General features: G+C 66.8%; 22 protein-coding genes. 9 read left to right on the forward strand and 13 right to left on the reverse strand.

The annotated features are described in order from the left end of the window. The first annotated feature begins 5 nt into the window (after positions 1-5). The 4 genes from PG2T_RS09055 to PG2T_RS09070 are packed head-to-tail and all read left to right on the forward strand — an operon-like array spanning position 6 to position 4072. Positions 6-725 (forward strand): 2OG-Fe(II) oxygenase, encoded by a 720-nt coding sequence (locus PG2T_RS09055; RefSeq protein ID WP_068804389.1) that lies wholly within the window; start codon positions 6-8, stop codon positions 723-725. Further along, entirely contained in the window at positions 722-1915 is a 1194-nt protein-coding gene (locus PG2T_RS09060) for a glycosyltransferase (RefSeq protein WP_068804391.1), read from the forward strand. The genes PG2T_RS09055 and PG2T_RS09060 overlap by 4 nt, the downstream gene beginning before the upstream one ends. A gap of 3 nt (positions 1916-1918) precedes the next feature. Further along, a complete protein-coding gene (locus PG2T_RS09065; protein ID WP_068804393.1) occupies positions 1919-3082 on the forward strand; it encodes a glycosyltransferase in 1164 nt (387 codons plus the stop codon). 15 nt (positions 3083-3097) lie between these two features. Continuing rightward, positions 3098-4072, forward strand: coding sequence for a glycosyltransferase family protein (locus PG2T_RS09070; RefSeq protein WP_068804395.1), 975 nt, complete (start codon positions 3098-3100; stop codon positions 4070-4072). A 141-nt stretch (positions 4073-4213) separates the two neighbouring features. Here the strand turns inward: PG2T_RS09070 and PG2T_RS09075 are convergent, their stop codons facing one another. The 13 genes from PG2T_RS09075 to PG2T_RS09135 all read right to left on the reverse strand — a co-directional run bounded on the left by PG2T_RS09075 (position 4214) and on the right by PG2T_RS09135 (position 16204). Further along, positions 4214-5194 (reverse strand): VOC family protein, encoded by a 981-nt coding sequence (locus PG2T_RS09075; protein ID WP_068804397.1) that lies wholly within the window; start codon positions 5192-5194, stop codon positions 4214-4216. A gap of 10 nt (positions 5195-5204) precedes the next feature. Next, complete coding sequence (locus PG2T_RS09080) at positions 5205-6596, reverse strand: short-chain fatty acid transporter (protein WP_068804399.1); 1392 nt, start codon at positions 6594-6596, stop codon at positions 5205-5207. 48 nt (positions 6597-6644) lie between these two features. Further along, positions 6645-7064 carry a thioesterase family protein gene (locus PG2T_RS09085; RefSeq protein ID WP_068804401.1) on the reverse strand — a complete coding sequence of 140 codons (420 nt, stop codon included), beginning with the start codon at positions 7062-7064 and terminating at the stop codon, positions 6645-6647. Between the two features lie 13 nt (positions 7065-7077). Beyond that, on the reverse strand, positions 7078-9171 hold the full coding sequence (locus PG2T_RS09090; protein ID WP_068804403.1) for an acetate--CoA ligase family protein: 2094 nt from the start codon (positions 9169-9171) through the stop codon (positions 7078-7080). Between the two features lie 67 nt (positions 9172-9238). Then, positions 9239-9691 (reverse strand): c-type cytochrome, encoded by a 453-nt coding sequence (locus PG2T_RS15795; RefSeq protein ID WP_083214845.1) that lies wholly within the window; start codon positions 9689-9691, stop codon positions 9239-9241. Positions 9692-9744: 53 nt separating this feature from the next. Then, entirely contained in the window at positions 9745-10095 is a 351-nt protein-coding gene (locus PG2T_RS09100; RefSeq protein WP_068804404.1) for a hypothetical protein, read from the reverse strand. Between the two features lie 24 nt (positions 10096-10119). Further along, positions 10120-11172, reverse strand: a complete 1053-nt coding sequence (locus PG2T_RS09105) for an LLM class flavin-dependent oxidoreductase (protein WP_068804406.1) — start codon at positions 11170-11172, stop codon at positions 10120-10122. A gap of 11 nt (positions 11173-11183) precedes the next feature. Beyond that, positions 11184-12389, reverse strand: a complete 1206-nt coding sequence (locus PG2T_RS09110) for an aromatic ring-hydroxylating oxygenase subunit alpha (RefSeq protein ID WP_068804408.1) — start codon at positions 12387-12389, stop codon at positions 11184-11186. Positions 12390-12510: 121 nt separating this feature from the next. Further along, positions 12511-13650: an alpha-hydroxy acid oxidase gene (locus PG2T_RS09115; protein ID WP_068804410.1), complete on the reverse strand. Its 1140-nt coding sequence runs from the start codon at positions 13648-13650 to the stop codon at positions 12511-12513. Further along, on the reverse strand, positions 13647-14012 hold the full coding sequence (locus PG2T_RS09120) for a gamma-butyrobetaine hydroxylase family protein (protein ID WP_068804412.1): 366 nt from the start codon (positions 14010-14012) through the stop codon (positions 13647-13649). Before PG2T_RS09120 ends, PG2T_RS09115 begins: the two co-directional genes overlap by 4 nt. Further along, positions 14013-14702 (reverse strand): HAD family hydrolase, encoded by a 690-nt coding sequence (locus PG2T_RS09125; RefSeq protein WP_202816297.1) that lies wholly within the window; start codon positions 14700-14702, stop codon positions 14013-14015. Then, positions 14699-15688, reverse strand: coding sequence for a PdxA family dehydrogenase (locus PG2T_RS09130; RefSeq protein WP_068804414.1), 990 nt, complete (start codon positions 15686-15688; stop codon positions 14699-14701). The genes PG2T_RS09125 and PG2T_RS09130 overlap by 4 nt, the downstream gene beginning before the upstream one ends. 126 nt (positions 15689-15814) lie before the next feature. Next, a complete protein-coding gene (locus tag PG2T_RS09135) occupies positions 15815-16204 on the reverse strand; it encodes a hypothetical protein (protein ID WP_068804416.1) in 390 nt (129 codons plus the stop codon). Positions 16205-16404: 200 nt separating this feature from the next. Between PG2T_RS09135 and PG2T_RS09140 the strand changes: the two genes are divergently transcribed. The 5 genes from PG2T_RS09140 to PG2T_RS09160 all read left to right on the forward strand — a co-directional run bounded on the left by PG2T_RS09140 (position 16405) and on the right by PG2T_RS09160 (position 22170). Continuing rightward, on the forward strand, positions 16405-17226 hold the full coding sequence (locus PG2T_RS09140) for a p-hydroxycinnamoyl CoA hydratase/lyase (RefSeq protein WP_068804418.1): 822 nt from the start codon (positions 16405-16407) through the stop codon (positions 17224-17226). A 3-nt stretch (positions 17227-17229) separates the two neighbouring features. Next, complete coding sequence (locus PG2T_RS09145) at positions 17230-18387, forward strand: acyl-CoA dehydrogenase family protein (protein WP_068804420.1); 1158 nt, start codon at positions 17230-17232, stop codon at positions 18385-18387. Positions 18388-18486: 99 nt separating this feature from the next. After that, positions 18487-20049, forward strand: coding sequence for a class I adenylate-forming enzyme family protein (locus PG2T_RS09150; RefSeq protein ID WP_068804422.1), 1563 nt, complete (start codon positions 18487-18489; stop codon positions 20047-20049). 3 nt (positions 20050-20052) lie between these two features. Continuing rightward, positions 20053-20484, forward strand: coding sequence for a PaaI family thioesterase (locus PG2T_RS09155; protein WP_068804424.1), 432 nt, complete (start codon positions 20053-20055; stop codon positions 20482-20484). A 72-nt stretch (positions 20485-20556) separates the two neighbouring features. Then, positions 20557-22170 carry a flavin-containing monooxygenase gene (locus PG2T_RS09160; protein ID WP_068804425.1) on the forward strand — a complete coding sequence of 538 codons (1614 nt, stop codon included), beginning with the start codon at positions 20557-20559 and terminating at the stop codon, positions 22168-22170. Positions 22171-22372: the final 202 nt, after the last annotated feature.

Genomic DNA, 22372 nt, shown 5'->3' on the forward strand with positions numbered 1-22372 from the left:
TACCCATGTCCGACCTTCGCTACCTGGACAAGGCACGCCTGGATGCGCTCGATGCTGCGTATTTCCAGGCCCGCCGACCCTTTCCGTGGATCAACCCGGAGGCGCTGCTTACACCCGCCGCGTTTCAGACCCTCTACGAGACGCTGCCGGACCTCGAATTGTTCGAGAAAAACTTCGGCGTGGAACGCAAATACGGCCAGCAAAGTCACGACCGCTACGCGCTCGACTACCGACCGGACCTGCCACTGGAAGCGCCCTGGCACGAGTTCGTGACCGAACTGAACGGACCGGTCTACACGGCGTTTCTGACCCGCATGCTGGGCGTGCGCAGCGTGAGCCTGTCCTGCCACTGGCACTACACGCCCAACGGTTGCTCGGTGTCGCCGCACTGCGACGCCAAGCGCAAGCTCGGCTCGCACATTTTCTATTTCAACACCGACAAGGACTGGGATCCGTCCTGGGGCGGCGAGACGCTGGTGCTGGAATCCGAGCACCGGCTGGAGCCAAGCTCCGCGCCGACGCTGGATGCGTTCAAGCGCATCACCGCCAGCGAGGCCATCGGCAACCGTAGCCTGCTGTTTGCCCGCACCGACCATTCCTGGCACGCGGTGCGGGAAATCCACTGCCCGCCACAGGCCCTGCGCAAGGTGTTCATCCTGGTCATCGAGCCGGGCGCCGCCTGGTGGCGCAAGCTGCTGCCGGCGCGACTGGCGCGCGGCTATTGAACGGACAGACCGACCCGCCACGCCTGGCCTTGCTGATATCCGGCCTGGGCCTGGGCGGCGTGCAGCGCACCATGCTGACCCTGGCCGGCGGGCTGGCCGACCGCGGGCTGGCAGTCGACCTGCTGGTACCGGACGATCGGGGCCCGTTTCGTGACCAGGTGCCGGCGAACGTGCGCCTGGTGAACCTGTCGCGCTGGTGGCTGCGCTTGCCGGTGATCCGCACCCGCAAGCGGCGCAAGGCGCTGCTAATGGCCCCCGCGGTGGCGGCCTACCTGCGCCGCGAGCGCCCGGACGCGCTGCTGTCCGCCTCGCATTACGTGAATCTCGGCGCCCTGTGGGGTCGTGATCTTGCCGGCACCGGCACCCGGCTGGTCATCAGCCAGCGCACGCAGCTGTCGGTGGCCATCACCAACAGCAAGCTGCCGGTGCTGCACCGCCGGCCGCTGCTGGCCTGGCTGACGCGCCGCTACTACCCGCGCGCCGACGCCATTGTGGCGGTGTCGGACGGCGTGGCGGACGATCTCGCCGCGGTTGCCCGGCTGCCGCGCGAACGCGTGCAGACCGTCTACAACCCGACCGACGTGAACTACATCGTCCGCCGAGCCGCCGAGCCGGCGCCGCATCCGTGGCTGGAAGACGGTGGCCCGCCGGTGATCGTGGCGGTGGGCCGGCTGGCAGCCCAAAAGGACTTCACCACCCTGCTGCGGGCCTTCGCCCATGTACTGGAACGACGCCCGGCGCGGCTGCTGATCCTTGGCGAGGGAGGCCTACGCCCGACACTGGAGGCGCAGGTGGCCGAGCTCGGCCTCGGCGCGGTGGTGGCCATGCCCGGCTACGCCGAGAACCCGTTCTCCGCACTGGCGCGGGCCGATCTGTACGTCATGTCGTCCCGCTACGAGGGTCTGCCCGGCGCGCTGATCCAGGCCCTGGCCTGCGGCTGCCGGGTGGTCAGCACCGACTGCCCGTCCGGGCCGGCGGAGATCCTTGATCATGGCCGTTTCGGCCGCCTGGTGCCGGTCGGGGACGCGCCGGCTTTGGCCGAAGCCATGCTGGCGGCGCTGGAAACGCCGCCCGATCCACAGCGTCAGCGCGAGCGCGCGGCGCAGTTTTCCGTGCCGCGGGCGGTGGATGCGTATCTCGATCTGCTGCTGGGCGATGAGGCTGTCAATTTCCGGCAAACGGCAGGCTGAACCTTGGCCCGTATCGCCATCTTGGTCTCGTCCTGGCCGCGCGGCGCGATCCAGCGCCTGATGCTGAACCTAGCGGCGGAGTTTGCCGCCGCCGGCCATCGCGTCGATTTGCTGGCGCCGCGCGGACAGCCGCCCGCCGAGGGTCTGCCGGACGGCGTGCGGCTGCTGGAACTGGCGCCGCGCCTGGCCAGCCTGCCCGGTGTGCGGCGGCACAAGCGCTGGTTCGTACCGCTGGCCCTGCCGGCGCTGGTTGCGTATCTCGGGCGCGAGCGACCGGCCGCCCTGCTCAGCGGTGGCGAGTGGCCGAATGTGGTGTCGCTGCTGGGGCGCCGTCTGGCCGGCGGCTCGACCCGCATGGTGGTGTCCGAGCACATTCATGTCGGCGCCTCCACCGCCGGCACCGCGCAGCGCAAGCGCCGCCACCTGCTGCCCTGGCTGATGGCACGCCTGTACCCGCGTGCCGCGGCCGTCGTTGCCGTGTCCGAGGGCGTGCGCCAGGACCTGCTTGCGCGCTTTCCGCTGTCTCCGGCGCAGGTCCATACCATCTACAACCCGGTCATCACGCCGGCGCTGCTGGCCGCGCGCGATGCACCGCTGGACGATCCGTGGTTCACGCCCGGTGCGCCGCCGGTGCTGCTCAACGTGGCGCAACTGCGCGTGCAAAAAGACCAGGCCACACTGCTGCGGGCTTTTGCCCAGATACGCCAGCAGCGCCCGGCACGCCTGCTGATCCTGGGCGAAGGCAACCAGCGAGGACCGCTCGAAACCCTCGCCCGGGAGCTTGGCATCGCCGCCGACGTCCGTCTGGCCGGCTTCGTGCCCAATCCGCTGGCCTACATGCGCCGGGCAGCGGTGTTCGTGCTGTCCTCGGCCTGGGAGGGCTTGCCGACGGTGTTGATCGAGGCACTGGCCTGCGGCTGTCCGGTGGTCAGCAGCGACTGCCCGTCGGGGCCGCGGGAGATACTGGACGGCGGCCGCTACGGACGACTCACGCCAGTAGGCGACGCAAATACGCTGGCCGCTGCCATCGTGGCCAACCTGCATGCGCCAATCAACCGCGTCGGACTGGAAGAGCGCGGCATGGCATTCAGTGCCGCGTCTGCAGCCGGGCAGTATTTACGCCTGCTGCTGCCGCAATCGATAAATTTGTCTGCCCCCAACAGCTAATCACCGGAGCGTGATGTGGCGAAAATCAATGTCTTTGCATCGACAGCGCTCCCGAGACTGCCGCATCAGGCCGCCTACCTGGACGCCTTCCATCGCTCGCTGCGCGATGCCGGTGAGGATGTTGAATGGGTACAAGGCGGCTACCAAGCCTGCGATATTGCGGTGGTGTATGGTTATCCCAAACCCGACAGTCGGTCTGCGTGGGCATGTCGCGCCGTGTACGCACAGCACACCGGTCCCGTGGTGATCGTGGAGTCACCTTTTCTGGGCCGAACGCCATACATAGAGAAAAACGGCATTCGCGCCTTTATCCGGCGCATCCGCGGCAAGCGGAACCTGGTTGACCAGCATCTCTACTCCCGCATAGGCATCGACGGCGCGTTTCAGGACGATGCGGATTTTTGCAACGCGGGCTCCCCGGCGGATCGCTGGAATCTGCTGAGTCGTGAATTCTGCCTGGAGCTGCGCCCCTATCGCACGACCGGCTCGCATGTGCTGATCGTCGGTCAGAAGCCAGGTGATGCCTCCCTGCGCGGCTGCAACATCGTTGATTGGATGATTAACACTGTCACAGAGGTGCGGCGCTACACCGACCGGCCGATTGTGGTGCGGGCCCATCCGGCGGCACTCCCGACGGATTTCCCGAAGATGAAAAAAGCCTGCGGCGCCAACCGAAACGTCCAGCTCGATATTCCGCCAACAGGCACCATCAACGACGCCCTGCGCGACTGCTGGACTGCCGTCACCTATTCGTCGAGTGCGGCGATCAATGCCTTGCTCAATGGCACACCCGCCATCTCGATGTTACCGGCCAGCATGGCTTGGCCGGTCACGGATCACGACCTGTCGAAGGTCGAGAATCCGACCTTGCACGAGCGCGAGCAATGGCTATACGACCTTTGCTATGCGCAATGGTCCGTGGAAGAGACCGCGCGCGGTATGGTGTGGGCGCGATTGAGAGACAAGCTGCTTCAAAAACTCAACCAATAAGCCAGGCATCGCCCTCAAGCCGCTCCTTGACTCGCTCTGTGGCGTGCAGCCGATGCCTATCTTGCGGTGCTGCTGCCCGAAGGGCTGTGAAATCGCGGCGGGGCGCCGCTCCCACTGGGTGCACTTGAACCGATGTCGGCCTCAGTCCCCGACCACGATGCGGGCAATTTCCGGGCTCGGGAACATCAGTTCCAGCCAGTTGTCAGCCAATGGCTGGATCACTTCCACGAACAATCCGGCCAGCGACTGGCCGCCGTCGAAGTAGGCAAAGGCCATCAGGCCCGGGATGCTGGCGGACTGGCCGACCACGATGCCGCGCGGCGCCAACTCGGCCGCCGCGCGCTGGAAGTCCTGCGGCGGCGCCAGGCTGACCATGATGTGATGCACGCACTCGCCGCGCCGGTCGAGCGCGTCGCGGTAGACGGTGGGGCCGCTGAGCGGCTCGACCAGTTCGAAGCAGGCGCCGCCGCGGCGGCCGATGGCCAGCCGCGCCGTATGTTCGACTGGCTTGCCGTAGTACTCGCAGCCTGGCATCTGCGCGCTGTCGATGCCGATGTCCACCCAGACCTCGACGCCCAGCAGCGCGCGAAAGCGTGCCTTGGCGGCGTCCAGGTCACGCACCATCACCGACACCTGATAGAGCTTTTGCACCGGCAGGATGGCGTCACCGGGCAGGTGCAGCGGCTCGCCGTGCGGGATCAGCGCATCGGCGTCGGCGAACACCAGGCCCAGGCCGCCCAGCGCCGTGCGGCTGTCCAGCAGCCGGCGCCGGCCGCCATGCTCCTCGTGCTCGGCCACGGTGCCCAGACCGGTGGCCGCCTGCGCCTGGGTCAGCGCCGCCCAGTCGGGGGCCGGGATCACCACGTGGCTCGGCCCCTCGCCGCAGCGGGCCAGTTCGTCCGCCCATAGCCCTGACTGCGGCTCGATCAGCTCGAAGCCGACGCCGTTGGCGTAACCCACCGCCTGCCGGTGGGCGTACTCGTTCCCGTCCGCAGTGCGCCCGGCGCAGTCGGCGACGCGCCAGTTGTTGATGCCGAAAAAGCGTGCGTACTGGGCGGCGGCGGCGCGGCAGTCGCGCGTCAGCACGCCGACCCGGGCGATGGCGGTTACCGGCAGCGGCATGACGAACTCCTCACAAATTCGGCGGGATGAACAGCATGGCGATCATCATCATGATGCCGATCGGCACGCCGACCATGAACGAATAGCCGGCAAAGCGCCCGAAGCGGATACCGGTAATGGCGACGATGGGGATCGCCATGTACGGATGGATCAGGTTGGTCAGCGAGCCGCCGTGCATGTAGGCGATCAGCGTGGTGGTGACCGACACGCCCAGTTCGCGCGCCGCCGGAATGACGTAGGGCGCCTCGATGATCCACTTCGAGCCGGCCGAGGGCACGAAGAAATCCATGATCCCCGAGTAGACGTAGATCACCAGCGGGAACATTTCCTGACTGGAGAAGCGCACGAACAGCCCGCTCAGCCAGTGCCCGAGCTCGGTGCCGGTCATCAGGCCGAAGATGCCGCCGTAGAACGGGAACTGCAGCACCACGCCGTAGGCCGAATCAAGCCCGCGGCGCACCGCCTGCACGAACGACAGCGGATTGCCGTGCAGCAGCAGCGCCAGACCCAGGAACACGGCGTTGTAGGCGTTGATGTTCCAGGCGCGGGCGAAACCCTGCGTCTGCATGTTGTAGCCGAGCGTGAACAGCACCATGCCGCCGGCCAGGTAACACCAGACGCGCCGGTTCTCCAGCCAGCTGGCGGGCGTGGCGCGCTCGGGCTCGATGCTGGGCGGCTGCGGCAGCATGGCGTCCAGACGCTCCTGATCGAGCGTCACCACCGGCGTCCTGCCGCGCGGATGCAGGGCGCAGATCGCTGCGATGCTGATCACCGACAGCAGCGCCAGCAGCATCAGGTTGAAGTGCGCGAACACGGTCTCGGTGACCGGGTACAGGCGATCGACGATGGGGTTGCCGGCGGCGGGCTTGATCATCGGGTTGTCGGGCGTGGCCATGATCAGCGCGGCGGAACCTGACAGCGCCGCGTTGGTGACGGTGCCCACGCCCATGAAGGCGGCCGCGCACAGCACGCGGATGTCGGTTTTCGGATTGCGCCGCGCCACGAACGGGATCAGCAGCGCGCTGACCACGAAGCACAGCGCCCAGTTGAGCAGGCCGGTCAGGGTGGTGGTGACCGCCAGCAGCAGCACCGCCTGCACCGGTTTGTCCGGATTGGGGATGCGCGCCAGGCGGTCGAACATCCAGAAGCCGGGCCGCGACATGACGCAGGCATAGGCCGCGAACACCGAAATCGAGAACTGCATGGTGATCTGCAGCAGACCCCACATGCCGTTGCCCCAGGCGGTCACGGCATGCAGCGGCTCGACACCGGCGCCGAACACGCCCAGAAACAGGGCGATGGCGGTCAGCACCATGCACACCACCCAGGCGTCCGGGATGTAACGCTCGGCCACGCCCGAGGCGGCGTTGCCGGCGCGGCTGAAGGCTTCCAGCAAGGCCATCTCCCCTCCTTTCGCGTTGTCCGGCGCCGGTCTTGGCGCCGCGCCCGGTCAGGCCGGGATTTTCTTCTGCAGCCGGGCGTTGAACTTCTCGGCGTCGACGACGAAGCGCTCGTGTGTGCCCTCGGCAATCGTGTCCACGCCGTCGTGGGCGCTGACGGTGAATTTCAGACGCTTGCCGTCGACCTCGTCCAGACGCACCTGCACGGTCACCGTCAGGCCCGGCGGCGTGGCCGCCAGGTGCGACACGTTGATGTGCGTGCCCACGCTCTGCTCGGCCGGCCAGTCCAGGTGCGGCTTGATGGCGTCGATGCAGGCCCACTCCAGCAGCGCCACCATGTAGCCGGTGGCGAATACCCGCGGCATGGCCTGGAAGTCGGCCGCCTCGGGGTAGATGTTGGGCACCGTCTTGGCGTCGGTGACGGTGAACTGGAAGCTGTGTTCCAGGCCGGGTTTGAGGCTGTCTTTCATGGCAGATTTCCGGTCAGTCGAAACGCGCCAGGGCGTCGATCAGCGTGGTCGGCGTACCGGCAGGCGGCACGATGATGGGGTTCAGGTCCAGCTCCTGAAGGCTGCCGCGGTGGTCGTAGGCGAACTGCGACAGGCCCACCAGGGTGCTGACCAGCGAGGCAGTATCCAGCGCCGGCTTGCCGCGGTAGCCGTTCAGGATCTTGCGCACGCCGATGCGGTCGATCATGAGCTCGGCCTGCTCGGGCGTGATCGGACACAGGGCATGCGCATGCTTGTCGAACAGCTCGGCCAGCACGCCGCCAGCGCCCAGGGTGAGCACCGGCCCGGCCACGTGGTCGTGCACGACGCCGGCCAGCAGTTCCAGGCTGTCCGACAGGTCCAGCATGGGCTGGGCGATGATCGACCAAGTCTTGAGTTTCTGCTTCTTGGCGATGGCGGTCAGCGCCTTGACCGCGGCCGCGCAGGCGGTGTCGTCGGCAATGCCGACCTTGACCGCGCCGTGTTCGGTCTTGTGCGGCAGGCCGGGCGATTCGAGCTTCAGCACCGCCGGGAACGCCGGCTTGCCCTTGCCGGCCTTGCCGGTGTGATCCAGCAGCGTCACATGCCCGGCGCAGTGCAGGCCGTACGCGGCCAGCGGCTTGACCATGTCCGGGAAGGTCGCCACCGCCGGGCCCTTCCAGCGCTTGGGTTTGTCGTTGCACCAGCCCTGCGGCAGATAACCGGGTTTGTCGAAGTAGTCGCGCATGGCCGCCAGGCCACGCGCCAGTGCCTGCCCGCCCTGCACGTTGGGCAGCGGGTCGCTGTCCAGCCAGTCGCGGTAGGTGTCCTTGAGCGCACTGGTCTCGATGCAGCTGGCGATGATCGGCTTCTGGATGCGGCCCTGCCAGGTTGCGACCGGGGCATAGAAGCGCTCGCCGCCATCCCAGTTGCCGAACATGATCGACACCGCGTCGTAGCCTTCATGCTTGATCATTTCGTCCGCCATCTGGAAGTAGACCTCGGCAAAACCGTAGATCTGTGCCGTGATGTCGAAGGGGTTGTTGAAGGTGACGTTCTCGACCCAGCCGGGCAGCAGCTTGGTGACACTCTCGGGCAGGGGCGGCGTTTCGATGCCCTCGTCGGCGAAGTAGTCACCCATCAGCGCCGACCAGCCGCCGGAGATGCTGATCAGACCGGCCGTACGCACCGGCCGCCAGCTGCGCGGCGGGGTGACGGCGAACACCGAGGCGCGGTCCAGCGCCTCGTCCAGCGTGTCGACCGGGATGGCGCCGGCCGCCTCGATGGCGGCGCGCGTGATCGCGCCGGTGGTGGTGATGGCGCCGGTGTGGCCCAGCGCCGCACCGCGGCCGGCTTCGGACCTGCCGATTGCGACCACGATGACGGGCGTGTTGTTGGCCCGGCATTTCTGTACTGCTTCAACGAAGTGTGGGTAGTCGCCGAACTGCTCGACGTAGGTCACCACCACCCGCGTGTCGGAATTGGTGGCCAGGAAATTGAGCGCATCGGTGAGCGCGAAATTGACCTGATTGCCGGTCGAAATCTGGAAGCTGATGCCAAGACCGCGGTCCCAGGTCAGGCAGCACAGCGCGCCCAGCACGCCGCTGGACTGGCCCAGCAGCGCCACCGTGCCGTGCCGGTAGGGGCGGTTGATGGGGCCGGTCCACAGGTGCAGGCCGGCGCCGGCGTTGATGTAGCCGTTGCAGTTGGGGCCGATGATGATCAGGCCCAGTTTTTCGGCCTGCGCCCGCAACTTGGCCAGCGGCTCCGGCTGCTCGAAGCCGGCCGCCAGCACATAGGCAGCCTTGCAGCCGGTGGCCGCCACCTGTTCCAGCATGGCCGGCACATGCTTGGCGCCCAGCAGCACGGCCGCGATGTCGGGTTTTTCCGGCAGGTCTGCCACCGACTTGAAGGACTGGAAACCCAGCACCGAACTGCGCGAGGGGTTGACCACGTACACGCGGCCCTGGAAACCGTGGCCACGCAGGCCATCGAGCAACTGGCGCGACCACAGGGTGTCCGGCGAGGCGCCGATAACGGCCACCACCTTGGGATTGAAAAACGCCTCGACGGTGGCGGCGTCGTAGTGAGCCGCGCGCACAGCAGTCATGAAACCTCCTTGACGAAAAACGGCCGCGGGCCGGGCACCGGCTGGCACCCGGCCCGCGGAATGAGATTCAGTTGAGCTTGAGGATGGCCTCGATCATGGCCCGCGCGGCGGCTTCGTCAAGCTGCGGGTGGGCAATCATCGGCGTCGGCCCCCATACGCCACCGCCGCCGTGCAGGACTTTCTGCGTCAGCTTGTCCACGGCCTGCGGGTCGGTGCGGTACAGCCCTGCCACGACGCGCAGCGGCGGGCCGATGCGGGCGCCGTTCACGTCGTGGCAGGAATAGCAGCCGTCCTTGATCAAGGTATCCGGCAGGCCGGCGGCCGCAAACGTTGCAGCCGCGCTTTCGGGCGGCAGGGCGGCGACCGGCTCGGCTGGCGCCGGCTGGGTGGCAGGCGCCGGGGCAGTTGCCGGCGGCGGACTTGCCGGCGCGCTGCTGGCCCCGGCTTGCGGCGCCTCCTGATCCTTGCCGCAGCCCGCCAGGCTGGCCACGGTTAGTACCCCCACGAGCAAGCCCTTCATTGACATGCCTGACACGTCGCTTCCCCTCCCGTAACTCGGTGTTTTGGTGACTATCAGCTCGCCAAGAGGCGCCGTTCCATGGTTTCCGACAACACGTCCAGGTGCTCTGCGCCCAGGCTCTCCTGCACATCCGCACCCTTGAACAGCTCCACGCAGACCGCCGCCTCCATGAACATCAGGCCCAGGTACAGCAGCGGCTTTTGCTCGGCCGGCAGCGCGTCGATCGAGAATTTCGACAGATGCTCGGCCAGCGCCTCCATGCGCGGCAACAGCGTGCGGTAGTAGTCGGTCAGCTCGACCATGCTGGAGGCAAGGCGCTTGCGCATCCGGGCATCTTCCGTCGGCAGCGCCCACGGCATGAAGCGCTCCAGATCGGCAAACTCAACGGGCAAGGTATTGGACATGGCGACCGGTCTCCTGCTTGTCGATCAGCGCAAGGCCGGCATCACGTCGCGCGCGAACAGTTGCAACGTGCGCGCCACCTGCCACTCGGCCTGGCCGCCAAAATCGGCCATCAGCGCCAGCTCCTGGAAATCGTAATGACGCTCGCGAAAACGCTGCAACCAGGGGATGAACTGGCTGGGCGTGCCGACGAAGGCAATGTCGTTGGCCAGCACCGACTCGAAGGTGTATTCCTTCATCTGGTTCAGGAAGCCGCCGGCGTAGAAGTGGAAGCCACCGCCGCGCAGACGCTCCTTGACCTCCTCGTTATTGATCGATTCCTGCGGTACCACCAGGTTGGCGTAGCTGCGCATCATCGGCTCGCGCGCCTCGCGCAGGGCAGTGGCCTCGTCATCGGCCAGGAACACCGGCACCACCAGGCCGACCTGCGGCGTGTTGCCAGCTTCCTTTGCCGCCGCGGTATAGGCATTGACCGCTTCGGTAAACAGCGGCGGTGGCGCCGCGCCAACCACCACACCGCCGCCGCGCCGGCCAGCGTCGCCAAACACGCGCGCGCTGGTGCCGGTCTGGAAGATTTTCAGGCTCGGCTGCAGCGGCTTTGGCACCACCTCGACATCGCGCACGTTGTAGTGCTTCCCTTCAAAAGAGAAGCGCTCGTTGCTCCAGGCGCGCTGCAGGATTTCGAGCGATTCCTCGTACAGGCCGATGCTGTCGGCCATCGGCACGCTGGCCGGGTCGTACAGCCAGCCGTGACCGCGGCCTACACCGACTTCCAGCCGCCCGTCCGTGAGGTGATCGCACTGCGCGATTTCGGCGGCCAGCACCATTGGATTGTGTACCGGCAGGGTGTGGCACATGGCCCGAAAGCGGATGTTTTTCGAGCGCTGCGCTGCGGCGGCGAAGAACGCCAGTGGGTTGACCGAAATGGAGAAGGTGGGGAAGAAGTGATGTTCCAGGGTCATGAATACGTCATAACCGAGCGCATCGCCCAGCTCCACGCTGCGCAGGGTCTCGTCATAGCGCTGCTTGTAGTTGGCGCCGGGCGAGGCCTGGATTTCGTTGTAGATACCGAACTTCACGTGAGTCTCCGTTAACGCCCGACCAGCCGCTCGACGGTGCGGTACAGGTGCCGCACAGCCGCTTCCTGGTCAGACAGGGTGATGTTCTTGATGGCGCCGGAATTGAGCGCCCGTTGCGTGACCTCGTTGGTATACAGGTCTTCCCGGGACAGGTCGCGCAGCACGATCTTGCTGAACTCCTGGCTGATCATCTCGGCCGCCGACTTCGGCTTCGGGAAGTAATAGGCCAGCTCGTACACAGTTTCGTTCTGCGACACCGGCCAGAAGGCATCCAGGTAATACCAGCCGGCGCCGACATTGATGCGCGAGAACGGGAACAGGATGTTCAGCTCGAAACCCCAGTCGGCGCTCTTGTCCTGCTGGGTGCCCGGATAGGCGCCGCGTCCGCCGGTGCCCTGCGTGAACGTGGAGCCGAACTTGAAGGCGATCTGCTCGGTTGGCGAGAGGTCGTGCGCCGGGTTGCCGGGCACCGACAGGTGCTGGTTGCCGTTTGGCTGCAGCTTCATGTGGCTGATGTTGCAGTACGGGTTGTCGGTGCCGGTGAAGGCATCCGGCGCCGAACGCTTGTGCACGAAGGCGACGTGGTAGCCCTCCTGAAAGGCGTTCATGGTCACCTTCCAGTTGGCCTTGACGTGGTAGCGCCAGCGCCCGGCGCAGATCATCTGGTCGAAGGGAAACGGCTTCAGGTCCTGGTTGAAGTCGCCCATCGCCTGTTCCAGCGTCTGGCGCGGCGCGTCATCGAAATTGACGAACAGGAAGCCGGCCCAGGTGTCCAGGTGCACCGACGGTAGGCCCATCTTTGACTTGTCGAGGTCGAAGAACTGGCCCTCGTCGGGCACGAACTGCACGGTACCGTCGGTGGCGTAGGTCCAACCGTGAAAATCGCACTGCCAGCCCTTCACGCAGCCGTCGGCGGCGCGCACCAGCCGGTTACCGCGGTGGGTGCAGACATTGTGAAACGCACGCACCTGTCCATCCGGGCCGCGGGCCACGACCACCGAAGTGCCCAGCACCTCGATGTCGCGCACAAAGAAATCGCCCGGATTCGGAATCTCGTCGGCGCGCTTCAAAAGGTTGAACCACTGATGGCGAAAGATCGCCTCGCGCTCACGAGCAAAGAACTCCGGCTCGATGACCGGCGCGGTGCTGACCGGACCGGTGTCCAGACCAAAGGCTTGCGTGTGACCACACTGTGGCCGGCCTGCGGGTGCGTTCATGTCTCCTCCATGCCGGGTCCGGCGGCGCCATCGGGCGCGCCTGACCGGGCGGTCATTTACCGTGCGCGGTGTGGAAATCTAACATGGCGATCAGTCCAGGGCGGACAAAAGCAGCGCGCCGTCAGGGTTTGAGCGTATCGGACCGCACCGCGGACGCGCGGTGATTGCCGGTCAGGGCCATGGCGACGTCCAGTTCCTGGCGCAGGATGGCCAGCACGCGCTCGACGCCGCCCTGCCCGCCGGCGCCCAGGCCGTACAGCGCCGCCTTGCCGATCATGCAGGCACGCGCGCCTAGCGCCAGGGCTTTCAGGATGTCGGCACCGCTCCGCACGCCGCTGTCGAGGATGACGTCCGCGCTGGTACTCACGGCATCGACCACGCCCGCCAGCGCGCTGATGGTGGACGGCGCGCCGTCCAGCTGCCGCCCGCCGTGGTTGGACACGATGATGCCGTCAGCCCCGGCGGCAACCGCCTGGCGGGCATCGTCCGGATGCAGAATGCCCTTGACTAGCAGCGGCAGGTCCCACTCGGCGCGCAGCCAGTCCAGATCGGCCCACGAAATACTGGGATCGATCTGCGTGTTCATGAAGGTACTCAGCGCGATGACGTTGCTGTCCTGGCCGCCCCAACCGACCAGGTTGCCCAGCGTCAAGCCACGGTGCGGCGCCATGCGCCACAGCCAGGCCGGGTGGCGCAGCAGATCGAGCGCGGTGCGGCGCGTGAAACGCGGCGGCACGGTGAAGCCGTTGTGGATGTCCTTCTCGCGCTTGCCGCCGCGGGTCAGGTCGACCGTCACCACCAGCGCCCGGTAGCCGGCGGCGCGGGCACGCTGCAGCAGGCTGCGGGCGAATTCGCGGTCGCGAAAGATATAAAGCTGGAACCACAAATTGCCCGCCGCAGCGTCCATCACCGCTTCCAGCGAATGGCTGGCGGCGGTGGACAGCACAAACGGAATACCGGCCGCCCGGGCGGCGCGCGCCAGGGCCAGCTCGCCTTCCGGGCGCACCAGGCCGCACAGGCCCATGGGCGCGATCAGCAGCGGCAGGGCAAGCTGCTCGCCCAGCAGCGTGGTGGACAGATCGACCTGGCTGACGTCGGTCAACACCCGCGGCGCGAAACGCAGCGGCTCGAAGTCGGCGGTATTGGCCCGCAGGGTGATCTCGCGCTCGGCGCCGCCGTCAACGAAGTCGAACACCATGCGCGGCAGGTAGCGCTTCGCCTGGCGGCGCAGGTCATCGACACTGGCGCAGACAGCGCTCACGGCTGGCGTGACTGGCCCGCCTCGGCCAGGCGATCCAGATACCGCTGCCATAGTGTGTCCTGCTCGCGGCCCAGGCGGTATAGATAATCGAAGCTGAACAGGCCGCTGTCGTGGCCGTCCGAGAAGGTGATCTGCAGCGCGTAATGACCGATCGGGTCCAGCCGGGTGATGGCGACGTCCCGCTTGCCGGGCACCAGCACCGCCTGGCCAGGCCCGTGGCCCTGCACCTCGGCCGACGGCGAGTGCACCCGCAGATACTCGGCCGGCAGATGGAACGCGCTGCCGTCGGCAAAGCGCACCTCGAGCGTGCGCGTCGCCTGGTGCAGGACAATGTCGGACAGGTCCGGCGTCGCGGCGGCCATTCAGGCGCCCCAGTCCCGGCACAGGGCGAGCAGGTCGGCCGGCGAGTCGATGCAGGCGTCGGCGCCCCAGCGGGTCACATCTTCACCGGGCGCGATATAGCCGTAACCGGCCACCACGGTGCGTGTGCCGGCGGCCTGGCCGGCGGCGATGTCGCGTGGATCGTCGCCCACGAACACGCTGGCCGCCGGCGCCACTCCCAGCCGCTCGCAGGCCAGCAGCACGCCTTCGGGATCGGGCTTTGGCAGGCGTAGCAGGTCGGGCGTGATCAGGCAGTCGGCGTCCGGCCACACACCCAGCGCCCGCAGCAGCGGCGTCGCGAAGCGCTCCAGCTTGTTGGTGACGATGCCGATGCGCAGACCCCGCCCGCGCAACTGGTCAAGCACGTCCTCAAAGCCATCGAACACCGTTGCCTGGCGGGCGCAGGACTCTGCATAAATGGTCAGGAACCGATCCCGCAACCGGGCGTAATCCGCGTCCTGCGGTCCGATGTCGAGCGCACAGGCGAGCATGCCGCGCGCGCCCTGCGGTACGTAGGGCCGCAGCTCGGACACGGCCAGCGGCGCCATGCCCTGCTCATCGCGCAGGCGGTTCAACGCGTGCGCAAGGTCCGCCGCGGTGTCGGCCAGCGTGCCGTCCAGGTCCAGCAGGACCGCCGCCAGCGGCGCTGCCTGGCGGGCGGCCACACTCACGCGGCGACGGCGTCCTTGTGAAAGCCCTTGCCGGACGCCAGATTGGCGGCCTGACGCATGGCGGTCAGCATCATCTCGTGGCTGGCGATGCCCTTGCCGACGATGTCGAAGGCCGTGCCGTGCGCCACCGACATGTGGATGTACGGCGTGCCCAGGATCATGGCGCAGTTGCCGACGAAGCCCCAGGTCTTTACCGCGATGTGGCCCTGGTCGTGGTACATGGCCAGCACCACGTCGTACTCACCGTCGATGCACCAGCGGAACACGCTGTCCGGCGAGGCCGGGCCGGTCACGTTGATGCCCTCGGCCCTGGCCCGCTCCACGCCGGGCGCAATCTGGGTCTTGTCCTCTTCGCCGTAGGCATGGGCATTCAGGCCCGCCACCACGATGCGCGGGTTGGGAATGCCCCAGCGCGTGAAATCGTCGTGGATGGTGCGCAGCGCCTTGTAGACCAGATCCGGCGCGATGATGTCGCACACCTGACGCAGCGGGATGTGGTCGGTCAGGTGCACGACACGCAGGGGGCCCGTGATCAGGAACAGATAGGTCTTGCCGACTTCGACGCTGACCACCTGATCGAACTTGTCCGCCATCTTCAGGGCATCGGTGTTGATCGGGCCCATGATGGTGGCCTGCACCTTGCCGGCCAGGGCCAGCGCGTCCATTTCCTTCAGCCAGGCGGCGCAGGCGCGCCCGCACTCGGCGTTGGCCTTGGCTGGGGTGATGAATTTCGGATCCAGCTGGCCGGTGTCGTAAACGTCGATCACGGCCGGGTCCAGACCCGCACCCTCGACATCGCTGACACGGCGGACCTTCAACTTCAGCCCGAGCATGTCTACCGCCTGCTGCACGGATTCGGTACAGCCAAACACCACCGGCCGGCACTGCTCGTACATGCCGCCCAGCGCCAGTGACTTGACCACCACTTCCGGCCCGATGCCGCACGGATCACCGGTCATGGTGGCGACCACGGGTTTGTTGGACATGGTGTTTCTCCTTCAGTTATGTATCGGTGGCGATGCAGATGCCGACCCGCCGCGCAACGGCGGCACGCGGAGGGCGGCCAGAATCGGTCGGCGCCCGCGCGTCGCGCGGGCGCCGACCGATGCTCGTCAGTCGTTGCGAACCAGCGCCAGTTTCAGGAACAGGCCCTTGAGGTTGTAGTCGATCTTGTTGTCCACCAGGGCGGCGACCCGGTTCAGGGTGCAGACCAGGTTGAATTTCTGGCCGTGAATCATGTAGCCGTCGGCCGGCATCAGGCTGTGCGGGTTGGTCTTGCGGTCTCGGTAATAGTCGATTTCGAGCACGCCCTTGATGGACAGGCCCATGGCTTCGGTTGTCAGCATGAGCTGGCGGGCCCGCTCCTCGCTGTCGAAGCCCAGGTACTCGACCAGCCGCGCCGGGTAGGCGATGGCGTTGATGAAGCGCGACTCCTGCCAGCGCAGCGCCCCCACCACGCCGTCCAGTTCCATCAGATCCTGCAGTTTCAGCGGTTCAGACATGGCCTGTACGTGCTCCGTGCGTTGCACCCGGGCACCGGCGCCCGGGCTTTGAAGATGTGTATGCCGTGCATGGTAGTTCAGCAGCCCGGTCAGCTGCCACCGGCAGACCGCAAGCACTACCTGCCAAACGATCGTTATGCTTAAATCAGCGCCCCGCCGATCGCGGGTACCCAATCCTCAAGAGCCTTAAGGGGGCCCTCATGTCCAGTTACGAGTGCATCAACCTGACCATCGACGGCGACGTCGCCACCATCCAGTTCAACCGCCCGGAAAAGAAGAACTGCATGAGCCCGACGCTGCACAACAACGTGCGCAATGCCTTGGTGGAGGTGGAAAAAGCGCGCGTCAAGGTGCTGGTGATCACCGGAATCAAGGACGCGTTCTGCGCCGGCATGGACCTCGAGCAATGCTTCTTCGAACCCTTCGACGATCCGCAGCGCATGGCCGCCATCAACGACGACGTGTTCACCTGGTTCCAGCATCTGAAGAAGTTCCCGGCGGTCACGATTGCCAAGGTCAACGGCTGGTGCTTCGGTGGCGGCATGGAACTGGCCGGCATCTGCGACATCGCCATCGTGGCCGATGAATCCACCTGGGGCTTGTCCGAGGTCAACTTCGGCATCTTCCCCGGCGGCGGCACATCCTGGGCCTACGCGCACAACATCCCGTCGCGCAAGAAGGCGCTGTACTACGGCCTGACTGGCGAAACCTTCACTGGCAAGCAGGCCGAGGAAATCGGTTACGCCACCAAGTCGGTGCCGCTGGCGCAGCTGGACGCCGAGACCGACCGCGTGGTGAAGATGCTCAGCCGTCTGGGCCGCACCGTGCTGCGCAAGACCAAGGAGGTCTACGAGAAGGTCAAGTGGATGGACTTCGAGGCCGCCGTCGACTACGAGATGGCCAAGCTGTGGGAACTTTCGCGCGAGACCAACGACGACTGGATCCGCACCGCGCTGGCCTCGTTCAAGCGGCGCGAGTTCAAGCCCGGCACGCAGTCCTACAAGCTGACCAAGGACGTCTGAGTCATGGACTTCTCGCTCAGTCAGGATCAACAGATGCTGGTCGACCTGTGCGAGAAGATCGCGCAGGGCTTCGAGGACAGCTACTGGCAGAAGATCGACGAGGAGTACGGGTTCCCGCGCGAGTTCTGGAGCACCCTGGTCGAGCAGGGCATCCTGGGCATCACCATTCCCGAGGAATACGGCGGCAGTGGCCTGGGCATGGTCGAGATGTGCCTGGCCGCCGAGGCGCTGTCCAGCAATGGCGGCGACTGCGGCGGCATGTTCGTCGGCGGGCCGGTGTTTGGCGGCTGCCTGATCAACTCGGCCGGTACGCCCGAGCAGAAGGCCAAGTACCTGCCCGGCATCGTCAAGGGTGATCTGTGGTCCGGTGGCTTCACGGAGCCGAACTCCGGCTCCAACATCACCACCATCCGCACCGAGGCGCGCAAGGAAGATGGGCACTATCTGGTCAAGGGCCAGAAGATGTACATCTCCAACATCAAGGTGGCCAGCCACATCGGCATCATGTGCCGCACCTCGCCCTACGACCCGGCGCGGCGCACCGAGGGCGTGTCCCTGCTGGTCGGTGACCTGCCCAATCCGGGCATCGAGGCACGGCCGCTCAAGAAGATGGGCAGCCACTTCATGGACACCAACGCGGTGTTCTTCGACGACTTCAAGGTTCCGGAAAGGAACCTGGTCGGCGAGGAGGGCAAGGGCTGGAAGGCGCTGTACGCGGTGCTCAATCCGGAGCGGCTGGCGATTGCCGCCAGCTGCATCGGCACCGGCAACTACCTGATCCGCAAGGCCGTGCAGTACGCCAGCGAGCGTTCCATCTGGGGCAAGCCGCTGGCCACCCACCAGGGCCTGCAGTTCCCGCTGGCCGAAGCGCGCATCCAGCTCGAATGCGCGCGCCTGAAAGTCTTCGAAGCCGCCTGGCTGTACGACCAGGGCAGGGAATGCGGCGTGCAGGCGACGTCGGCCAAGTACGCGGCGGCGCATGCCTCGCTGTATGCAGCCGATCGGGCCATCCAGACCCTGGGTGGCGCCGGCTACATCAGCGAGTCGGGCATCGAGCGGCACTACCGCAACCTGCGCCTGAACCGCATCGCGCCGGTCACCGACGAGATGACGCTCAACTACATTGCCCAGCACGATCTGGGCATGCCACGCTCGTACTGAGCCAGGCACCCGCGGCACCGGCGGGACACACGGCGGTTCACGGACGAACCGCCGACGTTTTCGTCAGGACGACCCACCGCGGCTTCCAGAGGGGACACGATGACACGCGACACCAACCTGCGCGAAATGCTGCACCGCGCGGCCAAGTGGTTTCCGAACAACGAAGCCGTGGTGGACGACCTGTACCGTTACACCTACGCGCAGCTGAAGGATCAGGTGCAGCGCATGGCCAAGCTGCTGCACACCCGCGGCGTGCGCAAGGGCGACCGCGTGGCGCTGCTGATGTACCCGTCGGTGCAGCACGTGGTGGCGCTGTTCGGCGCCTTCGAGCTGGGCGCCATCCCGTCCGCATTGCACCTGCGCGAATCGCCCAAGATTCTGGCGGCCGTGCTCGAACGCCTTTCCCCGCGGGTGCTGGTCTACGACGGCGCGCTCGACGAACTGGCCGAGGAGCTGCGCCGCCTGGCGCCCCTGGTCAGCCACGGCATCCGCGCCGTATCGGAACTGACCCCGCCGGACAAGATCGGCGGCCCCGATCCGATCATCCCGCGCGACCTGGCCGACTACACGCTCGATTTCGAGCCTATGCCGATCTTCAGCCACGACACGTCGATGATCGCCCTGTCGTCCGGCACCACCGGCGTGCCCAAGGGCATCATGCACACCCACCGCACGCAGATCGAAAGCGCGCGTGGCGGCGCCTTCGTGTTCGACGCCAACCCCCACGCGGCCATCATCAACGCCTCCACCACGGCATTCATCGGCTGGTACAACTGCACCATGCCGTACCTGAACGCGGGCGGCAAAGTGGTGTTCATGGCGGTCTGGGATCCGAAGCGCTTCCTGCAAAAAGTGCAGGACGAGCGGGCGACCTTCGTATTCCTGGTGCCAACCGTGTGGCGCATGCTGTTCCGGGAGAACCTGGACCACTACGACCTGTCGGCTGTGCGCAAGGCCGGCTACGCCGGCGAGCCGATGGACACCCGCACCATGGGCCTGGTGCGCGACAAGATCTGCAACAACGTCATCAACATCTACGGCACCACCGAAACCGGCTCCTGCGCCGGCGGCACCATCATGTTCAACGAGGACTACCGCGACCCCAGCAAGCAGGAAAGCGTCGGCAAGCCGTTCATCAACGCCGACGTGCGCGTCATCCGGCCCGGCGGTGCCCTGACCGATGAAGTGCCCCCCGGCGAGGAAGGCGAGGTCATCATCCGCGGTCTTTCGGTGGCCGATCAGGTGTGGGACCAGCCGGCCCTGGCCCGCAAGATCTTCGAGGACGGCTGGTGGCGCTCCGGCGACATGGGCGTGCTGGATGAGGACAACTACCTGTACCTGCGCGGGCGCATCGACGACATGATCATCTCCGGCGGCATCAACGTGCTGCCGAGTCAGGTCGAGGAGGCCGTGCTCAGCCACCCGGCGGTCAGCGAGTGCGTGGTGATCGGCATTCCGGACGAACAATGGGGCCAGCGCATCGTCGCCTACGTGGTGGCCAAGGAGCCGGTGACGCCCGAGCAGCTCAAGGCCTACGTCGAGGCCACCGACCTTTCCCACTACAAGCGCCCGCGCGAATACCGCCTGGTCACCGAACTGCCGCGCGGCAACACCGGCAAGGTCAGCCGGCGCATGTTGCGCTCACAAGTGGCCGGCAAATAAGCCATGACAACGCCCTCCGCCAAGCCGGACCTGACCACGATCGACCTCGACCGCCCACCGACCATGGCGCAGTTCGGCGGCTACATCGCCGAATCGGCGCCCAACTTCGCGCGCCTGGTGTTCCCGTTCGACCTGCGCTGGTGCAATCCGCGCGGCTCGGTGCAGGGCGGCGTGATGGCCGTATATGTTGACGAAGCAGTCGGCTACGCCATGATGGCGACCTTCCCGGATCTGAAAACCGTGTGGACCACCACCAGCCTGACGCTGAACTACCTGCGCCCGATCACCGGCGGCGACATCACCGCCATCGGCAGGGTCATCCGCGTCGGCGCCCGCACCGGCTATGTGGAGGGCGAAATCCTGGACGCCGAGGGCAGCCTGTGCGTGAAGGCGGTGTCCGGCTTGCTGATCCTGAAGCGTCCCGACGCCGCCTGAGCTCGCGTTCAACGCCGGCGGCGGATGGTTCTGTCACGGCGGAGGGCGCCGCAACCGACAAGGAGGAGAGCCATGCCCGACACCGAACACCACTCGCTGGATGCCGTCGTCATCGGCGCCGGATTCGGCGGCATGTACGCCCTGCACCTGCTGCGTGGACTGGGACTGAAGGTGCGGGCCTACGACGACGCCGACAGCGTCGGCGGCACCTGGGCCTGGAACCGCTACCCGGGCGCGCGGGTGGATTTTCCCGGCGGGCCCTACTACTGCTACACCTTCTCGCGCGAACTGGTGCGCGACTGGGACTGGCCGGAAAGCCAGCCCGACCAGCCCTCGGTGCTGGCCTATCTGAACCATGTCGCGGACCGCTTCGACCTGCGGCGGGACATCGAACTGCGCGCCCGCGTCACCGCCGCCCGCTATGACGAGGCCGCGCAGCGCTGGCAGCTGGACATCGCCACCGGCGAGCGCGTCAGCGCGCGGTTCCTGATCTGTGCCACCGGCGCCCTGTCGGCCGCCAACCGTCCCAACATTCCCGGCCTGGACCGCTTCGCCGGCGAGTGCTACCACACCGGCCTGTGGCCGCAGCGGCCAGTCGACTTCGCCGGCAAGCGGGTCGGCATCATCGGCACCGGCTCGTCCGGCGTGCAGGCCATCCCGGTCATCGCCCGCACGGCGGCGCACTTGAGCGTGTTCCAGCGCACGCCCCAGTACGCCATCCCGGCGCGCAACCGCCCGCTCGACGCGGCGTTCAGGCGAGACACCCGCGAACAGTGGCCGCTGCTGCGCGCCATGATGCTGGAAACGCTGGCCGGCACGCCGTTCCCGTCGCCGACCCGCTCGGCGCTGGAGGATTCCCCACAGCAGCGCGAGGCGCTCTACGAGGAACACTGGCAACGGGGCGGGCTCGGCATCGCGTTTGGCACCTACGGCGACCTGATGAGCAACGCCGAGTCCAACGCGACGCTGTGCGAGTTCGTGCGCGAAAAAATCCGTCGCGCGGTGCACGACCCGGACATCGCCCGCCGCCTGCTGCCCGATTACCCCATCGGCACCAAGCGCCTGATCCTGGACGAGGGTTACTACGAAACCTACAACCGATCCAACGTCACCCTGGTCGACCTGCGCGAGAACCCGATCATCGAGATCACGCCGCAGGGCGTGCGCACCGAGCGCGGCGAGCATGCGCTCGACATGCTGGTCCTGGCCACCGGCTTTGACGCCATCACCGGCGCGCTGACGCGCCTGAACCCGCGCGGGCGCGGCGGCCTGCCGCTGGCCGAGGCCTGGGCCGGGCGGTTCAGCACCTACCTTGGGCTCGCCGTGCGCGGCTTTCCGAACCTGTTCATGATCCACGGCCCGGAGTCGCCGTCGGTGCTGTACAACATGCCGCTGGGCGCCGAACGACAGGCCGAGTGGATCCGCGACTGCATCGCCGACCTGCAAGAGCGCAGCCTGGGCGGCATCGAAGCCGCCCCCGGCGTCGACCTGGAGTGGGGCAGGACCGTGGCCGACATCGCCGACCAGACCCTGTTTCCGCGCACCGACTCCTGGTACACCGGCGCCAACATACCGGGCAAACACCGCCAGTTTCCGGTGCACCTGGACGCGCCGCAGTATTTCGCCACACTGCAGCAGGTGGCCGCCGCCGGTTATGCGGGTTTCAGCCTGGAACCGGCACGCTGACACCGAAACGATGCGGGCATTGGCGGGTGCTGGCTGACGCGGACTCGTTCGGCCCGAGGGCGAGCCTGACATGACAGGGCGCCGCCGTGGGAGCGGCGCCCTCGCCGCGAAGCTTTAAGGAAACGCTGATCAATCCCCCGAAACCAGCGCTATGGACATGACGGCGCTGACGCGTGACCGCCCCTGGGGAAAAACGGCCCGT

It is taken from the genome of Immundisolibacter cernigliae, assembly GCF_001697225.1.
Lineage (GTDB): Bacteria > Pseudomonadota > Gammaproteobacteria > Immundisolibacterales > Immundisolibacteraceae > Immundisolibacter > Immundisolibacter cernigliae.